This is a genomic window from Clavibacter tessellarius (assembly GCF_001618005.1).
GTDB lineage: Bacteria > Actinomycetota > Actinomycetes > Actinomycetales > Microbacteriaceae > Clavibacter > Clavibacter tessellarius_A.
The window spans coordinates 152668-168160 of sequence record NZ_LQXA01000061.1 but is presented as its reverse complement, the minus strand read 5'-3'; the positions used below and the strand labels follow the sequence as shown (position 1 = coordinate 168160).

General features: G+C 75.2%; 17 protein-coding genes. 10 read left to right on the top strand and 7 right to left on the bottom strand.

The genetic code is table 11. The features are described 5' to 3' along the window. Nucleotides 1–52 precede the first annotated feature (52 nt). Nucleotides 53–649 carry an XRE family transcriptional regulator gene (locus tag AWH51_RS15565; RefSeq protein WP_063072946.1) on the bottom strand — a complete coding sequence of 199 codons (597 nt, stop codon included), beginning with the start codon at nucleotides 647–649 and terminating at the stop codon, nucleotides 53–55. 47 nt (nucleotides 650–696) lie between these two features. Between AWH51_RS15565 and AWH51_RS15560 the strand changes: the two genes are divergently transcribed. Together AWH51_RS15560 and AWH51_RS15555 are read left to right on the top strand one after the other, a co-directional pair. Then, nucleotides 697–1557, top strand: a complete 861-nt coding sequence (locus AWH51_RS15560; protein WP_063072945.1) for a class I SAM-dependent methyltransferase — start codon at nucleotides 697–699, stop codon at nucleotides 1555–1557. An 80-nt stretch (nucleotides 1558–1637) separates the two neighbouring features. Further along, entirely contained in the window at nucleotides 1638–3398 is a 1761-nt protein-coding gene (locus AWH51_RS15555) for a DEAD/DEAH box helicase (RefSeq protein WP_063072944.1), read from the top strand. Nucleotides 3399–3488: 90 nt separating this feature from the next. Here AWH51_RS15555 and AWH51_RS15550 read toward each other — a convergent pair whose 3' ends face one another. Further along, complete coding sequence (locus tag AWH51_RS15550) at nucleotides 3489–3683, bottom strand: hypothetical protein (RefSeq protein ID WP_063072943.1); 195 nt, start codon at nucleotides 3681–3683, stop codon at nucleotides 3489–3491. 146 nt (nucleotides 3684–3829) lie between these two features. Here AWH51_RS15550 and AWH51_RS15545 point away from each other — a divergent pair, with 146 nt between their 5' ends. Next, nucleotides 3830–4396: a GNAT family N-acetyltransferase gene (locus AWH51_RS15545; protein WP_063072942.1), complete on the top strand. Its 567-nt coding sequence runs from the start codon at nucleotides 3830–3832 to the stop codon at nucleotides 4394–4396. Then, nucleotides 4393–5253, top strand: a complete 861-nt coding sequence (locus AWH51_RS15540; RefSeq protein WP_254654606.1) for an alpha/beta fold hydrolase — start codon at nucleotides 4393–4395, stop codon at nucleotides 5251–5253. Before AWH51_RS15545 ends, AWH51_RS15540 begins: the two co-directional genes overlap by 4 nt. 40 nt (nucleotides 5254–5293) lie before the next feature. On the opposite strand, the gene AWH51_RS15535 is transcribed toward AWH51_RS15540, so the two are convergent. Next, complete coding sequence (locus tag AWH51_RS15535; RefSeq protein WP_063072940.1) at nucleotides 5294–6610, bottom strand: carboxylesterase family protein; 1317 nt, start codon at nucleotides 6608–6610, stop codon at nucleotides 5294–5296. Nucleotides 6611–6687: 77 nt separating this feature from the next. On the opposite strand from AWH51_RS15535, the gene AWH51_RS15530 reads away from it, so the two are divergent. Next, nucleotides 6688–7389 (top strand): TetR/AcrR family transcriptional regulator, encoded by a 702-nt coding sequence (locus AWH51_RS15530; RefSeq protein ID WP_081235165.1) that lies wholly within the window; start codon nucleotides 6688–6690, stop codon nucleotides 7387–7389. 4 nt (nucleotides 7390–7393) lie between these two features. Here the strand turns inward: AWH51_RS15530 and AWH51_RS15525 are convergent, their stop codons facing one another. Then, entirely contained in the window at nucleotides 7394–7813 is a 420-nt protein-coding gene (locus tag AWH51_RS15525) for a low molecular weight phosphatase family protein (protein ID WP_063072939.1), read from the bottom strand. Nucleotides 7814–8007: 194 nt separating this feature from the next. Here AWH51_RS15525 and AWH51_RS16535 point away from each other — a divergent pair, with 194 nt between their 5' ends. Further along, nucleotides 8008–8517 (top strand): DUF3817 domain-containing protein, encoded by a 510-nt coding sequence (locus AWH51_RS16535; RefSeq protein WP_254654605.1) that lies wholly within the window; start codon nucleotides 8008–8010, stop codon nucleotides 8515–8517. A gap of 6 nt (nucleotides 8518–8523) precedes the next feature. Here the strand turns inward: AWH51_RS16535 and AWH51_RS15515 are convergent, their stop codons facing one another. The 3 genes from AWH51_RS15515 to AWH51_RS15505 all read right to left on the bottom strand — a co-directional run bounded on the left by AWH51_RS15515 (nucleotide 8524) and on the right by AWH51_RS15505 (nucleotide 11269). Next, nucleotides 8524–9222: a YitT family protein gene (locus AWH51_RS15515; protein WP_063072938.1), complete on the bottom strand. Its 699-nt coding sequence runs from the start codon at nucleotides 9220–9222 to the stop codon at nucleotides 8524–8526. Nucleotides 9223–9342: 120 nt separating this feature from the next. Further along, nucleotides 9343–10119, bottom strand: a complete 777-nt coding sequence (locus tag AWH51_RS15510; protein ID WP_063072937.1) for a hypothetical protein — start codon at nucleotides 10117–10119, stop codon at nucleotides 9343–9345. Nucleotides 10120–10387: 268 nt separating this feature from the next. After that, nucleotides 10388–11269, bottom strand: a complete 882-nt coding sequence (locus AWH51_RS15505; RefSeq protein WP_063072936.1) for a siderophore-interacting protein — start codon at nucleotides 11267–11269, stop codon at nucleotides 10388–10390. 94 nt (nucleotides 11270–11363) lie between these two features. Between AWH51_RS15505 and lipB the strand changes: the two genes are divergently transcribed. The 4 genes from lipB (at nucleotide 11364) to AWH51_RS15485 (ending at nucleotide 15491) form a co-directional block, all read left to right on the top strand. After that, complete coding sequence (gene lipB / locus AWH51_RS15500; RefSeq protein WP_063072935.1) at nucleotides 11364–12065, top strand: lipoyl(octanoyl) transferase LipB; 702 nt, start codon at nucleotides 11364–11366, stop codon at nucleotides 12063–12065. Next, a complete protein-coding gene (gene lipA, locus AWH51_RS15495; protein WP_175345541.1) occupies nucleotides 12062–13054 on the top strand; it encodes a lipoyl synthase in 993 nt (330 codons plus the stop codon). The genes lipB and lipA overlap by 4 nt, the downstream gene beginning before the upstream one ends. A gap of 128 nt (nucleotides 13055–13182) precedes the next feature. Further along, the gene (locus AWH51_RS15490) at nucleotides 13183–13776 is read left to right on the top strand and encodes a PadR family transcriptional regulator (RefSeq protein WP_063072934.1); all 594 of its coding nucleotides are present in this window, start codon (nucleotides 13183–13185) and stop codon (nucleotides 13774–13776) included. Beyond that, on the top strand, nucleotides 13773–15491 hold the full coding sequence (locus AWH51_RS15485; RefSeq protein WP_063072933.1) for an ABC1 kinase family protein: 1719 nt from the start codon (nucleotides 13773–13775) through the stop codon (nucleotides 15489–15491). The genes AWH51_RS15490 and AWH51_RS15485 overlap by 4 nt, the downstream gene beginning before the upstream one ends. Nucleotides 15492–15493: the final 2 nt, after the last annotated feature.

Genomic DNA, 15493 nt, shown 5'->3' with positions numbered 1-15493 from the left:
GCCCGTGCCCTCGGGGCGCCGTCCGAGGCCCCGGCGGACCCGCCCCCGGGGGCTAGGCTCCCGCGGCGCCCGCCCCGGTGGTCGCGAGGTGCGCCCGCTGCCCGTCGCGGTCGAGGATCGTGAGCACCTCCGTCACGCCGCGGTGCGCGCTGATGGCGTGCGGCACCATCGTCGAGAACTCGGCCGCGTCCCCGGCCTCCACGAGGATCGTCCGCTCCCCCAGCTGCAGCCGCGCCGTGCCCGACAGCACCGTGAACCAGTCGCGCCCGGGATGCACGCCGAGGTCCTCCACGGGGAACGGGCGCCGCGGCGTGAGGCGCATCTTCGCGACGAAGACGCCCGACGCGGTGCCGCCGCCGCGCGACAGCACCCACGTGGTGCGCCCGGCCTCGACGTCCTTCTGCGGCCGGATCACGACGTCGGCGTCGTCCCCGGACTCGATGAGCTCGTCGAGCGTCGTGTCGAGGGCCTTCGCGAGCGGCACCAGCTGGTCGAGGGCGATGCGGCGGTGACCCGTCTCGATCCGGCTGAGCGTCGAGGGGCTGAGGAAGCAGCGCGCCGCCAGCACGTCGAGCGACCAGCCGCGCGCCTCGCGGAGCCCCCGGATGCGCTGGCGGACGAGGGCGTCGACGTCGGTCTCTTGCGTCATGTGCAAGATCGTATGCGCTTCGAGCACCAGCCCGCGAGCATGGGTCCATGCCCCACCACCACGCGCACGCCCCCGCCGACCCGTCGCTCGCCGCCCTGCTCGACCTCGACGCGCGCATCCTGCACCGCCACCTCCTCGAGCTGACCACGTGGGTCCGCTCCCTCGCCCGCGACACCGCCGGCCGCGTCGTCGTCGACCTCGGTGCCGGGACGGGCACGGGGTCCGTCGCGCTCGCCCGGCGCTTCGACCGGGCCGAGGTGGTCGCCGTCGGCGCGAGCGAGGCCATGCTCGCGCGCGTCGCCGAGCGCGCGGTCGTCGACGGCCTCGCCGACCGGATCCGGCCCGTCCTCGCCGACCTCGACGACGCCTGGCCCGCGCTCCCGCCCGCCGACGTCGTCTGGGCCTCGCTCGTGCTGCACGAGGTGCGGGATCCCGCGGGGCTCCTCCTCCGCATCCGCGACGGCCTCGCGCCCGGCGGCCTCGTCGCCGTCGTGGAGATGGACGGCCCGCCGCGCTTCCTGCCGGACGGCGTCGACCTCGGGCCCGGGCTCGGCGGCCCGGGCCTCGTCGACCGCCTGGACGACGCCGTCACGCACGGCGGCACGGGCGGCCCGTCGCACCCGGACTGGGCCCCGTGGCTCCGGGACGCGGGGCTCGTCGACGTCAAGACCCGCATCTTCCGCATCGACACCGACCCCGCGGATCCGATCGCCGCCGCCGCGACGCTCCCCTCCGCCCGCGCGTGGCTGACGCGCGTCCGCGACCGCTCCGCCGACCGCCTCGCCCCCGCGGACGTCGCGGCGCTCGACGCCCTCCTCGACGCGGACGGGCCGCACGCCCTGGCGCGCATCCCGGGCCTCCGCCTCCGCGGCACCCGCACCGCGTACGTCGGGCGCCGTCCCCGCTGACCGGCCCTCCCCGCCGACCGCGCGTCCCCGGATCCGCCCGGGTGGGGCGCGACGACCCCCGGACCCCCTACCGTTGAGGCATGAGCACTGACGACACCGCATCCACCCCCGACGCGGACGCCGCCCCCCGCACGACCTTCAGCGACCTCGGCCTGTCCGACCCCGTTCTCAAGGCCCTCAAGGACGTCGGCTACGAGACCCCCTCGGCCATCCAGGCCGCCACCATCCCCTCCCTCCTCTCCGGCCGCGACGTCCTGGGCGTCGCGCAGACCGGCACCGGCAAGACGGCCGCGTTCGCGCTGCCGATCCTCTCCAACCTCGACGTCTCGCAGAAGACCCCGCAGGCCCTCGTCCTCGCGCCCACCCGCGAGCTCGCGCTCCAGGTGTGCGAGGCGTTCGAGCGCTACGCGTCCGGCATGCGCGGCGTGCACGTGCTCCCCGTCTACGGCGGCCAGGGCTACGGCGTGCAGCTGTCGGCGCTCCGCCGCGGCGTGCACGTGGTCGTCGGCACCCCCGGCCGCATCATGGACCACCTCGACAAGGGCACCCTCGACCTGTCGCAGCTGAAGTTCCTCGTGCTCGACGAGGCCGACGAGATGCTCAAGATGGGCTTCGCGGATGACGTGGAGACCATCCTCGCGGACACCCCGAAGTCGAAGCAGATCGCGCTGTTCTCGGCCACGATGCCCGCGCAGATCCGCCGCATCTCGGGCAAGTACCTGCAGGACCCCGAGGAGATCACGGTCAAGAACAAGACCACGACCTCCGCGAACACCACGCAGCGCTACCTGATGGTGTCGTACCCGCAGAAGGTCGACGCGCTCACCCGCATCCTCGAGACCGAGAACTTCGAGGGCATGATCGTGTTCGTCCGCACGAAGAACGAGACGGAGACGCTCGCCGAGAAGCTCCGCGCCCGTGGATACGCGGCCGCCGCCATCTCCGGCGACGTCGCGCAGGCGCAGCGCGAGCGCACGGTCGAGCAGCTGAAATCGGGCAAGCTCGACATCCTCGTGGCCACCGACGTCGCGGCCCGCGGCCTCGACGTCGACCGGATCAGCCACGTCGTCAACTACGACATCCCCATCGACACGGAGTCGTACGTGCACCGCATCGGCCGCACGGGCCGGGCCGGGCGCAGCGGCGCGGCGATCAGCTTCGTCACGCCGCGCGAGCGCCGCCTCCTCACCGCCATCGAGAAGGCCACGCGCCAGCCGCTCACCGAGATGCGCATGCCGAGCGCGGAGGACGTGAACGTCACGCGCCTCACCCGCTTCGACGACGCGATCACCGCCGCGCTCCAGGATCGCGAGCGCCTCGACGCGTTCCGCGACATCGTGGGCCACTACGTGAACCACCACGACGTCGTCGAGTCCGACGTGGCCGCCGCGCTCGCGATCGTGGCGCAGGGCGACACGCCGCTCCTGCTCTCGGCCGACGACCTCCGTCCCCCGCGCGTCGAGCGCGAGCGCCGGGACGACCGCCCGGGCCGCGACGGCGACGACCGCGGCGAGCGCCGGGCCCGTCCCGCGCGCGGCAGCGGCAACATGGCCACGTACCGCATCGACGTCGGCCGCCGCCACCGCGTCGAGCCCCGCCAGATCGTCGGCGCGCTCGCCAACGAGGGCGGCTTCAGCCGCGAGGACTTCGGCCACATCGACATCCGCCCGGACTTCTCGCTCGTCGAGCTGCCGGCCGGCCTGCCGCAGGACCGCCTCGACAAGCTCGCGAGCACGCTCATCAACGGCCGGCCGATCGACATCCGGCCCGACCGCGGCGGCCCCCGTGCCGCCGAGCGCGGCGCGGCCCCCGAGCGCCGGGGTCGCAAGCCCCGCGACTGATCCGCGTCCGCACGTGCGACGGCCCGTCCCCTGCTGCAGGGGGCGGGCCGTCGTGCATGCGCCAGGCGCGCCCTCCGACGCGCGTCGCCCTCAGCGGTCCGTCCGCCCGCGCTGGACGAGGCGCACGAGGACGTAGGTCATCCCCATCCCCGTGGCCGCGAAGCACAGGCCCCGACCGCGGACGTCCTCGAAGCCCGAGGTCGCGAGCAGGATCACCCCCGCGATCTCCAGCCCCGCGGCGATCACGAGGGTCGTGGTGAACAGGATCCGGTGTCGCGTCGTCATCCCGACCGCGTTCCCTTCGTCGCCCGACGGCCGAGCGCCGTCGAGGGAGATGATGACGCAGGACCCGCCACCCGCGTCAGCGCACGCCCTGCGTGCGCGCTGCCGCCGCGACGGTCCGTCATCACGCCCTCCGCTAGCGTGGCGCGATGGACGCCGTCACCCTCCGCACCCCGCGCCTGACGCTCCGGCCGCCCGCGCTCCACGACGTCGATGCGATCACGGCCGCGTGCCAGGACCCGGCGATCCAGCGCTACGTGCCCGTGCCCGTCCCGTACACGCGCGACGACGCGCTCTCCTTCGTCTCCGCGTTCTGCCCCGCCGGCTGGGCCTCGGGCGAGCGCCTCACCTGGGCCGTGCTCGACGGCGACGCGCTCGTCGGCACCGTGGGACTGCACGCGATCGCGGACGGCGGGGCCGAGATCGGGTACTGGCTGGCGCCGGGAGCACGTGGTCACGGGATCATGCGCGAGGCCGCGGCCTCGGTCGTCGAGCACGGGTTCGACGCGTCCGCCGGTCTCGGGCTCGTGCGCATCGGCTGGCGCGCCTATGCCGGGAACACCGGATCCGCCGCGGTCGTCCGCGCGCTCGGCTTCCGCTTCGAGGGGGTCGTCCGCCTCGGTGCGATGGGTCGCGAGGGCCGGGAGGACGACTGGCTGGCGGGGCTCCTCGCGACAGACGACCGGACGCCGCAGCCGTGGCCCGTGCTCGCGTGACCACCGGCTCCCTCGGGCGCGAGGCCACGGTCACGACTCCGGACGGCCGCCGCCTCCGCGCGATGGTCGACGGCACCGGCGACGACCTCGTGGTCCTGGAGGCGGGCCTCGGCGGCAGCGGCCTCACCTGGGGCCTCGTGAACGGGATCCTCGCCCGCACCCACCGCGTCGTCGCCTACGACCGGGCGGGCCTCGGATCCAGCGACCCGGATCCCGCGCCGCGCGACCTCGACCGCCTGGCCGACGACCTGGAGGCGGTCATCGCCGCGTTCCCGCACCGCCGCCTCGTGCTCGTCGGTCACAGCTGGGGCGGGCCGGTCGTGCGCGTGGCGGCGGCGCGGCGGATCGCGCGCGGCATCGCGACCGCGGGCGTGGTGCTCGTGGACCCCAGCGACGAGCGCGCCCGCTCCTACACGGGACCCCTCGCGCGTGCGGGATTCGCAGCGCAGGCGGCGATGCTCGTGCCGCTCGCGCGCCTCGGCCTGCTGGCGCCGCTGCACCGGATCGCACTCGCGGGCCTGCCCGCGCCCCTCCTCGCGGCCGCCGTCGCCGCGGCCGGCTCGGTCACGGCCGCGCGCGCCACCTCGGCCGAGCAGCGACACCTCCTGCCGGGCCTCGCGGCGCTCGCCGCGCACCCCGGGGCGTCGTCGACGCTCCCCGGAGTGCCCGTCCGCGTGATCTCCGGCACGGCGTCCGGCGCGCTCACGCGGCGGCAACGCGCCGACCTCGTCGGCGCGCACCGGGCGTCGGCGGCAGCCGCGGCGGACGGCGCGTGGATCCCGGCGCCGCGGTCCGAGCACATGGTGCCGGTGACGGATCCGGACGTCGTCGCCGCGGCCGTCTCCGCCCTGCTCTGACGCCTCCCCTGGGAGCCCGGCGCACGCAGGGGACCCCGCGTCAGCCGTCGACGCGCCGCAGCTCCAGCACGCCCGGGATGAGCTGTCGGGTCGGGATCCGCCCGCGCGCGAAGTCGCCCCACACCTGCCGCACCCGGCGGGCGTCGCGCTGGACGCCCTCCCACGGCGCGCCCGCCAGTAGCCCCGCGCCGCGCCACGCCTCCTCGTCGCCGAACAGGAGCGGCAGGTCGACAGTGTGCGCGGCGCCGAGCGGGCTGCCGGGGGCCGACCAGCGGATCACGTAGCAGTGCGCCGTGCCGCCCGCGCGCGCGTGCCGGCGGGCGAAGCGGAGGCCAGGGACGCCGTAGATGATGCCCGTGACGCCCGCGACCGCCGCCCGCCGCACGAGCGGGCCCACCACGGGCACGCGGGTGAGGCGCGCGAGCCACGGGACGTCGGGCAGGAACAGCCGCGCCTCCTCCGCCGTGTGGCCGATGAGCACGTCGACGCGGGGCGCCGCGCGGTCCCAGGCCGCGTCGAGGTCCGACTCGCGCGGCAGCGGCGCGTGGCCGTACTGGGTGCCGAAGGGCATCGCGCCGATGAGGCCGTACGGCGCGGCGACGCGCTCGACGGCGGGCTGCCGCGCGACCACGTCCTCGACGGGCATGTCCGCCGTGAGTCCGCGGGAAGCGCGCGCCATGGCCGCGTTCATCCGCCGCCGGCCGCGGGAGATGCCGAGGGGTGCGCTCTGCACGATCGCGCGGCGGAAGAGCCCTGCGGCCTCCGGCAGCGCCATCAGGTGCGCGACCGCGTCGCCTCCCGCCGACTGCCCGAAGGCCGTCACGCGGTCGGGGTCGCCGCCGAAGGCGCGGATGTTGCGAGCGACCCAGCGGAACGCCTCCAGCTGGTCGAGCAGCCCGAGGTTCGCGGGGCGGCCCGCGCCGTCGCCGAGGTAGCCGAGGAGCCCCAGCCGGTAGGTGACGGTGACGACGACCACGCGCTGCTCCGCGACGAGGGGCGCCGGATCCATGATCGGGACGTCGCCCGCGCCCGCGACGTACGAGCCGCCGTGGATCCAGACCATCACGGGCAGCCCCGCGTCCGGCGAGGCGTCGCGCGGCGTCGTGACGGAGACGCGGAGGCAGTCCTCGTCCACCCGGAGGCCGGCGAAGTCGCCGAGCACGGCGTCGAGCTCCGCCATGGGCACCTGCGGGCAGGCCGGGGACCACTCCGTCGCCTCGAGCGGCGTGCTCCAGTCGGGGTGCGCGACGGGCGGGGAGAACCGGTCGGCGGTGGCGTACGGGATTCCGGTGGCCCGCGCGACCTCGCCGTCGGCCCAGCCGACCACGGGGCCGCAGGGCGGCGTGAAGGGGCGCATCCGGTCGACGCTACCGTTCGCGGCGCGTTCGCCGGGCCGCCCGCGGACAGCCGGGATGCCGGTGCTACCGTGACGCCATGCCCCGCCTGATCGACCGCGCGCGTCGCGAGGACGAGCTCGCCGAGGCCGTCTGGCGCGTCATCCGCCGGCACGGCGCGAGCGGCGTCTCCGTGCGCACGGTCGCCGCCGAGGCGGGCCTCAGCACCGGGTCCCTGCGGCACTCGTTCCCCACGCGGATCGAGCTGATGGCGCACGCGACCGCGCTCGTCGGCCGCCGGGTCGCCGCCCGCACCGCGCGCCGCCGCACCGAGCCGGACGTCCGCCGCCGCACGGTCCAGGTCCTCGCCGAGCGGCTCCCGCTCGACGACGAGCGCCGCGCGGAGGCCGAGGTCACAGCCGCGCTGCACGCCGACGCGGCATCGCACCCCCGGCTCCGCGAGGTGCGCCGGGCCGCCCACGCCGCCGCGCGCGAGACCTGCCTCACCCAGCTCGCGCAGCTGCGGGCCGCCGGCCTGCTGCGGCCGGACGCGGATCCGGACGACGAGGCCGACCACCTGCAGGCGCTCGTCGCGGGGCTCGCGCTCCAGCTCCTCGTGCACGAGCCGGATCCCGCACAGCACGCCCGCGCGCTCCGCCTGCTGGAGCGGCACGTCGACGCGCTCGTCGCGCGGCCGCGGGCGGACCGGGCGGACCGTGCCGACCGGGCGGACCGGGCCGACCGGGCCGAGCGCCCGTCGGGGCGCGCCGACGACGACCGCGGCCGGGCCCCGACGCGCTGAGCCCCTAGGCCGCGCCGCCCAGCCGGCCGCGGAGCTCCGTGACGCGCGCGCGGATGTCGTCGCGCACGAGCCGCATCCGCTCCATCCCGTCGATGCCGCGCTCGGACGGCTCGTCCGTGATCCACGTCTCCACCGCGACCCCCCGGTCGCCGTCCACGTGCGCCTCGGCGCCGAGCACGACCACGAGGTCGGCCGCGCGCACCATGTCGTCCGTGAGCGGCTTGGGGCGCTCGTCGCCCACGTCGATGCCGAGCTCGGCGAGCGACTCCACGGCGAGCGCGTTGAGGTCGGTCCCGGGATCCGTGCCGGCGGACGACACATGCACCGCGCCGTCGCCGTCGTGCCGCATGAGCGCCGCGGCGAGCTGGGACTTGCCGCCGTTGCGGGCGCAGACGAACACGACGTGCGGGGCGCGGTCGGGCATGGGGCCTCCGGGGCTCGGGCGGGTGACGGTAGCCGGCTGATCCGGCTCCTCGATCCTGCCATCCGCCACGGGTCGCGGCGCGCGGGCGGACGGCGTCCCCAGCATCCGCCCGGAGGGCATCCGTACCCTGGTGACGACCCGCTCCGCTCCGAGGGGATCCGCACCGGATCCGCCGCCCCGCCCCGGAAGGCCCCATGACGCACACTCCGCACGCCGACGCCGCCCGCCCCGACGCCGACGCCGACGGGCGTCCGGGGTCCGCGTCCTCCCCCGCCGGATCCGGCGCCGTCGCCCGCCTCCTCCGCGGCACGCGCGACCGCTCCGACCGGCCGTCGCGCCTCGGCCGCCTCTTCGCCGTGGTCGCGATCGTGGAGGCCGTGACCTGGACGGGCCTGCTCGTGGGCATGTTCCTCAAGTACGTCACGGAGACCACCGAGCTCGGCGTCTTCGTGTTCGGCCGCCTGCACGGCGCCGCGTTCGTGCTCTACGTCATCGTCACGGCCGTGGCCGCGATCCGGCTCCGCTGGGGCTGGAAGGCCGCGCTCCTCGCGGGCGTCGCGGCGATTCCGCCCCTCGCGACGCTGCCGCTCGAGGTCGGCCTGCGCCGCCGCGGCTACCTGCGCCACCCCGCGGACGACGCGGACGACGCGGACGACGCGCACGACGCGCACGCGCGTCCGGACGCGGCCCCGCCCGCCGGCTGATCCCGCTCAGACCCCGGTGTAGCGCCCCGGCCGGTGGTTGAGCGCGAGCACGAGGTTGAGCAGCACCGCGCCGACCGCCGACCAGACCACGCTCTCGAGCTCCACGACCGTGAGGCCCAGCAGGATCACGATGACGTCGAGGATCATCTGCGCGTACCCGGCCCGGAAGCCGAGCCGCTCCTGCACCACGAGCGCCACGATGTTGAACCCGCCGAGGCTGGATCCGTGGCGGAACACCACCAGCAGCCCGATCCCCACGAGCAGGTTCCCCGCGAGCACGCCGTAGACGGGCTGCAGGTCGAGGCTCGTCACCATCGCCGGGTGGAGCGACGAGAACAGCGACACGAGACCGACCGAGATCACCGTGCGGATCGTGAACCGCCAGCCCTTCTTCCACACGGCGAGCGCGAAGAACGGCGCGTTCACGACGAAGAACAGCACGCCGAACGGCAGCACGCCCGTGTAGCTCAGCAGCAGCGCGAGCCCGGCGGTGCCGCCCGTGACGGCACCGCTGTCGCGCAGCAGGAACAGCCCGAACGACGCGACGAACGTGCCGGTGAGGATCCCGAGCACGTCCTCGATCACGGAGTGCGGGATCCCGGCGACGGTGTCCGGGACGGTGATGAGGCTCTCGTCCGGAGCCACCTCCCCCACGCCGCCCGCGTCGGCGGGATGGTCGTTCGGGCGGGATGCGGCTGCGCTCATGGCGGTCTCCGGGGTGGGGGGACGAGGACGCGTGCGACCGGTCGTGCCAGCTCGCGCGCCTGCCCAGCATGCCGGATCCGCGACCCGGCGCACGACCCCGCTCTGGTCGCCGGCCGTGGGTCAGACGGATCCGTCGATGCGCTCTTCTCGCGCCATGCGCGACAGGACCCTGTGGAATCGGTCCCACGGCACGCGATGTCCGTCGGCGAAGACCACGCCCACCGAGACCGGGATCCCCATCAGCGAGGACCGCATCCACGACGACTCGGACCCGTCGAAGCGCTCGAGGATGCCCGGCAGATGCCTCTTCGGGAAGTCGACCAGCTCCGTGGAGGAATCGCCCAATTCGATCTCGATCGTCGAGCCGCCCCCGTAGCCGATCGACAGGTCCTCACCGTGTCGGCGACCATGCAGGCGCCAGCGATCGTGCTCGGTGGACTCCGTCACCGAGCGGCGCACGAGCGGCGCGAACTCGGAACGGAGAGCGGCGATGTGATCCGCCGTACTCGGCACCGCGACGGGGCTGGTCGTGCGACCAGGGCCGAGCGCTGCAGCCTCCCTCGCCAGGACCGGGGTGCCGTCGCCGAGACTCAGATACTGCCACCTCCACGGCGCGGCGCTCCGAGCGGTGAAGAGCATCTCCACCCCCAGGAGCGACACCAGGGGCTCGAGCTCGGACCGCGTGAGGCCCCGGGCCGTGTGCACTTCCTCGCCGACGGTGACGTCGAACTCGCCGTCCGTCACGGCCACGATGCAGAGCGATTGCCGGTGCGCGTCATCGCGGAGGACCCATGTCACCGGATCCTCGATCCACTCATCGACGTCCGGGCTGAGGGTGGGGCGCAGGCTGCGGACCAGGTCCTCCAGATCATCCCCACCGTCCCGGCTCGTCGTCACCGCCGTCCCCTCATGACACGCTTCCCCGTCGACAGGTGGTCGTGGAGATGCCTCGGCCCACCACCCGCGGAGTGGCGCGCCTTCCCGGAACGGCACGCTCCCGCCGCCGCTCCGACCCGTGCGTCCGAGGTCTCCCGCATCGTCCCGATCCTCACCCCGTGGAGTCGGCCCTCGCCTCCGGGACCATGCCTATGGGATCACGACCGGAGCATGTCCCGCGGGATCAGACCACATCCGAGCCGGTCGGACGCGCCGACCCGGGATGCCGTCAGTCCGCGAAGATCGCCCCCACCGGCTCCCTCTTCTCGGCCTGGAAGCGGTCCTCCGCGCGGCCCAGCGCCCAGTACGCGGAGAGAGAGAGGGCGCGGCGGTCGAGGCCCCAGCCGTCCTGGAGGAGCGCGCGCAGCTCCTTCATCGCGCCGCGCTCCCCGTGCGCGAAGACCTCGACCTCGCCGTCGGGCCGGTCGAGGGCGCGCGCCGCGGCGACGAGGGGCGCGCCGGGCAGCGCGTCGGGCTGTCGCGAGCGGTGGATCCAGCGCACCTCCACGCCCGCGGGACGCTCGAGCGGGAGCTCGTCCGCGACGCCGTCGACCTCGATCAGCGCGACACCGTGCGCATGGGCGGGCATGGCGGCGAGCGCCGCGGCGATCGCGGGCACGGCGGAGTCGTCGCCGAGGAGCACGCGCGTCACGTCCGCGTCCGCGCTCGGTCGGAACATGCCTCCGGGGCCGCTCGCCGCGATCAGGTCGCCGGGCTGCGCGGACGCCGCCCACGGTCCCGCGAGCCCCTCGTCGCCGTGCACGACGAAGTCGATCGCGCAGGTGCCCGCCGCCGCATCCGCGTGCCGCAGCGTGTAGGTCCGCACCGCCGGGAGCGCCTCGGGCGGCAGGACCGCGCGGAGGGCGGGCAGGTCGAACGGCGGCGTGACGCCGGATCCGGGCTGCGGCAGCATCAGCTTCACGTAGGCGTCGGTCGCGGCCAGCCGCTCGGGCACGGCCTCCGCCAGCAGCGTGCGCGTCCCCTCCCCGCCGAGGTGCACGCGCACGAGGTGCGGTGCGAGCCGCTCCGTGCGCATCACCTCCAGCACGTGCGGCGACCGCGGAGCGCGGGCGGGACGGTCGGGGACGGCGGGTGCGGCGGTGTCGGTCATCGGTGTCGATCCTCCGCCCCGCGGGCCTCCCCCGCAACGCGACCGGTCCGCGCGGTCCCTCGCCTCGCGGGAGCCGCGCACCTATGCTGACCCCGTGGTCGACATCGTCGTCACGGGGCTAAGCGCCAACTCCGTGCCGTACATCGAGGCCCTCGAGCGTCAGCGTGCCCTGCATGCCGACGTCGTCGCGGGCCGGGCGCAGGACACCGTCATCCTCCTCGAGCACCCCTCGGTCTACACCGCGGGGAGGCGCACGGAGCCGACGGACAGGCCGCGCGACGGCACGCCCGTCGTCGACGTCGACCGCGGCGGCCGCATCACCTGGCACGGCCCGGGCCAGCTGGTCGGCTACCCGATCGTGCGCCTGCCGGAGCCCCTCGACGTCGTGGCCCACGTGCGCCGCCTCGAGGACGCGCTGCTCGGCCTCCTCGCCGAACTCGGTGTCGACGCCCGCCGGGTCGACGGCCGCTCCGGCGTCTGGGTCCGCGGCGCCGCACCCGACGGCACGCCGCGCGACGAGAAGGTCGCCGCCATCGGCGTCCGCGTCGCCGAGCGCGTCACCATGCACGGCTTCGCCCTCAACTGCAGCAACTCCCTCGACGCCTACGACCGGATCGTCCCCTGCGGCATCCGCGACGCCGGCGTCACCACGATCAGCCGCATCCTCGGCCGCACGGTCACGCCGGCCGACGTCGTCCCCCTCCTCCGCCCGCACCTGATGCGCGCCCTCGCCCCGAACGGATCCGCCATGACCCCCACCGCTCCCCTCTCCCCCGTCGCCGGGGCCCGCGCATGACCGCCGCCGCGCCCGACGGCCGCCGCATGCTCCGCCTCGAGGTGCGGAACGCGGAGACGCCCATCGAGCGGAAGCCCGAGTGGATCAAGACGACGGCCCGCATGGGCCCCGAGTACCAGGCGCTCCAGCAGCTCGTGAAGACGGAGGACCTGCACACCGTCTGCCAGGAGGCCGCCTGCCCGAACATCTACGAGTGCTGGGAGGACAGGGAGGCCACGTTCCTCATCGGCGGCTCCCAGTGCACGCGCCGCTGCGACTTCTGCCAGATCGACACCGGCAAGCCCGCCGACTACGACACCGACGAGCCGCGCCGCGTCGCCGACTCCGTGAAGCGCATGGGCCTCCGCTACGCGACCGTCACGGGCGTCGCCCGCGACGACCTGCCCGACGAGGGCGCGTGGCTGCACGCCGAGACCGTGCGCCGGATCCACGCCGACAACCCCGGCACGGGCGTCGAGATCCTCGCGACCGACTTCTCCGGCGACCCCGACCTGCTCGCCGAGGTGTTCTCCTCCCGGCCGGAGGTCTTCGCGCACAACGTCGAGACGGTGCCGCGCATCTTCAAGCGCATCCGCCCGGCGTTCCGGTACGAACGCTCGCTCGACGTGATCACGCAGGGGCGCGACGCCGGGCTGATCACCAAGTCGAACCTCATCCTCGGCATGGGCGAGACCCGCGAGGAGGTGTCGGAGGCGCTGGCCGACCTGCACGACGTGGGCTGCGACATCATCACCGTCACGCAGTACCTGCGGCCGAGCTCCCGGCACCTGCCGGTCGCGCGCTGGGTGCGGCCGGAGGAGTTCGTGGAGATCAAGGCGGAGGCCGAGGCGATCGGGTTCCTCGGCGTGCTCGCCGGCCCGCTCGTCCGCTCCTCGTACCGCGCCGGTCGGCTGTGGGCGCAGTCGATGAGCGCGAAGGGCCGGGCGCTGCCGGCCGGTCTCGAGCACCTCGCGGATCCGTCGCGCCGCTTCGCGCAGGCCGTCGGCTGACCGCGTCCGTCCCTCCCGGGGCCGCGGACCTGTCGGCTCCCTGACGAACCCGCCCCTCCCGGGTCCGCGGCCAGGTGCGCGCCCTATCGTCGGAACCACCGCGCACGTCCCACAGCTAGGAGCTCGTCATGGCCGCATCGTCCCCGACCGCAGGATCCGCATTCGGAGACGCCGCCGACGGCGTGTGGCAGGCCATGGAGTCGCTCCGCGCCCGCTTCGAGAAGCGCGATGCCGGCACGGCCGGCCACGACTCCGGCCACCGGCTCGGCCACGGCCCGCAGGACGTGCGTCACGCGGTCCTCGCCCTCCTCGCGGAGGAGCCCATGCACGGGTACGCCCTCATCCACGCGATCTCCGAGCGCACCGCGGGCGCCTGGACGCCCGACGCCGGTGCCGTGTACCCCACGCTCCAGCTCCTCGCGGACGAGGGCCTCATCGCCGCGGAGACCACGGACGGGCGCAAGGTCTGGGCGCTCACCGAGGCCGGCCGCTCGACGGTCGCGCGCGACGGCATCACCGCGCCGTGGGCCGGCTCCCCCGACGCGCACGACCACGACGCGCAGGACCGCCGCGACCGCTCCACCCTCCCCAAGGCCGGTCTCTCGCTCGCGCAGGCCGCTGCGCAGGTGCAGCGCTCGGGCACGCCGGAGCAGGTCGCCGAGGCCGCCTCCGAGCTCGACGCGGTGCGCCGCCGCCTCTACGCGATCCTCGCCCGGGAGTGACCGCGGCCACGGCCGGCGCCGCACCCGGGACGGCTCCCGAGGGCGACGCCCCGGAGACGCGCGCCCGCTACCGCCGCATCCTCCGCTTCGCCGCCTGGAACCTCGCGGTGACGTGGTGGTATGAGCTGTTCCTCCCCCGCGTCGGCCTCCGGCGCATCACCGACCGCACGCGCACCCGCCGCATGAAGAGGTTCGCCCGGCGCTTCCGCGTCCTGGCGGTCGAGCTCGGCGGCCTCATGATCAAGGTGGGGCAGTTCATGTCGTCGCGCCTCGACGTGCTGCCGCCCGAGATCACCGCCGAGCTCGAGGACCTGCAGGACGAGGTGCCCGCGGTGCCCTTCCCCGAGATCCGGGCGCTCGCGGAGCGGGAGCTCGGCATGCCGCTCTCCGAGGCGTTCGCGTGGGTCGACGAGACGCCCGTCGCGGCCGCCTCGCTCGGCCAGGCGCACCGCGCGATCCTCGGCCCCATCGACTCCGCCGACACCGGCCTCACGGGCGCGGTCATCAAGGTGCAGCGGCCGGGCATCGACGACATCGTCCGCATCGACCTCGCGGCGCTCCGCCGCATCGGCGGCTGGCTCACGCACGTCCGCCTCGTCTCCGACCGGGTCGACGCGCCCGCCCTCGTCGAGGAGTTCGCCGAGACGAGCCTCAAGGAGATCGACTACCTGCACGAGGCCCGCAGCTCCGCGCGCTTCCAGGAGATGTTCCGCGCCGACGCGCGCGTCGCCGTGCCCGAGATCGTGTGGGAGCGCAGCACCCGCCGCGTGCTGACGCTCGAGGACGTCACGGCCATCAAGATCACCGACCACGCCGGACTCCTGGCCGCGGGCATCGACCCCGTCGAGGTCGCCCCGGTGTTCGCGGCCGTCATGTTCGACCAGCTCTTCGCCGACGGCTTCTTCCACGCGGATCCGCACCCCGGCAACGTCTTCGTCACGCCCGTGACGGACGGCTCGGTCCAGCAGGGCTGGACCCTCACCTTCATCGACTTCGGCATGATGGGCGAGGTGCCGCCGAGCACGCGCCGGGGCCTCCGCAAGATGCTCATCGCCGCGGCCTCGCGCGACGGGAAGGGCCTCGTCGACGCGGCCCGCGACATCGGCGTGCTGCTCCCCTCCGCCGACACCACGCAGCTCGAGCTCGCCATGACGCGCCTCTTCGCCCGCTTCGGCGGGCTCGGCTTCGCGGAGCTGCGCGAGGTGGACCCGCGGGAGTTCCGCGCCTTCGCCGAGGAGTTCCAGGAGGTGGTGCGCACCCTGCCCTTCCAGCTGCCCGACGACTTCCTCCTCATCATCCGCGCCATGTCGCTCACCTCGGGCGTCTGCAGCGCGCTGGATCCGCGCTTCAACCTCTGGGACTCCATCGAGCCGTACGCGCAGCGCCTCATCCGCGAGGAGCGCGGCAACGTGGTGCGCGACCTCGGCACGCGCGTCTCCGACACCGCGGGCACGATCGCGCGCCTGCCCGGCCGCCTCGACGCGCTGCTGACCCGCATCGACGAGGGCGCGCTCCCCATCAGCGACCCCACGCTCGAGCGTCGGGTGGGCGCCCTGGAGCGCACCCTCCGCCGGGCGATCTCCGCGCTCGTGTTCGGCGGCCTCCTCGCGGGCGGCGTGCTCGTGCGCCCCGACGACGAGGTGCTCGGCACGGTGCTCCTCGTGGTGTCCGTCATCCCGCTCGCCCAGGCGCTGCTCCCCGGCCGCCGCCGCTGACC

Bases quoted from the DNA above. Each gene is read 5' to 3' on its own strand.
- AWH51_RS15565 (WP_063072946.1), bottom strand. From the start codon at position 649: ATGACGCAAGAGACCGACGTCGACGCCCTCGTCCGCCAGCGCATCCGG.
- AWH51_RS15560 (WP_063072945.1), top strand. From the start codon at position 697: ATGCCCCACCACCACGCGCACGCCCCCGCCGACCCGTCGCTCGCCGCC.
- AWH51_RS15555 (WP_063072944.1), top strand. From the start codon at position 1,638: ATGAGCACTGACGACACCGCATCCACCCCCGACGCGGACGCCGCCCCC.
- AWH51_RS15550 (WP_063072943.1), bottom strand. From the start codon at position 3,683: ATGACGACGCGACACCGGATCCTGTTCACCACGACCCTCGTGATCGCC.
- AWH51_RS15545 (WP_063072942.1), top strand. From the start codon at position 3,830: ATGGACGCCGTCACCCTCCGCACCCCGCGCCTGACGCTCCGGCCGCCC.
- AWH51_RS15535 (WP_063072940.1), bottom strand. From the start codon at position 6,610: ATGCGCCCCTTCACGCCGCCCTGCGGCCCCGTGGTCGGCTGGGCCGAC.
- AWH51_RS15530 (WP_081235165.1), top strand. From the start codon at position 6,688: ATGCCCCGCCTGATCGACCGCGCGCGTCGCGAGGACGAGCTCGCCGAG.
- AWH51_RS15525 (WP_063072939.1), bottom strand. From the start codon at position 7,813: ATGCCCGACCGCGCCCCGCACGTCGTGTTCGTCTGCGCCCGCAACGGC.
- AWH51_RS16535 (WP_254654605.1), top strand. From the start codon at position 8,008: ATGACGCACACTCCGCACGCCGACGCCGCCCGCCCCGACGCCGACGCC.
- AWH51_RS15515 (WP_063072938.1), bottom strand. From the start codon at position 9,222: ATGAGCGCAGCCGCATCCCGCCCGAACGACCATCCCGCCGACGCGGGC.
- AWH51_RS15505 (WP_063072936.1), bottom strand. From the start codon at position 11,269: ATGACCGACACCGCCGCACCCGCCGTCCCCGACCGTCCCGCCCGCGCT.
- lipA (WP_175345541.1), top strand. From the start codon at position 12,062: ATGACCGCCGCCGCGCCCGACGGCCGCCGCATGCTCCGCCTCGAGGTG.
- AWH51_RS15490 (WP_063072934.1), top strand. From the start codon at position 13,183: ATGGCCGCATCGTCCCCGACCGCAGGATCCGCATTCGGAGACGCCGCC.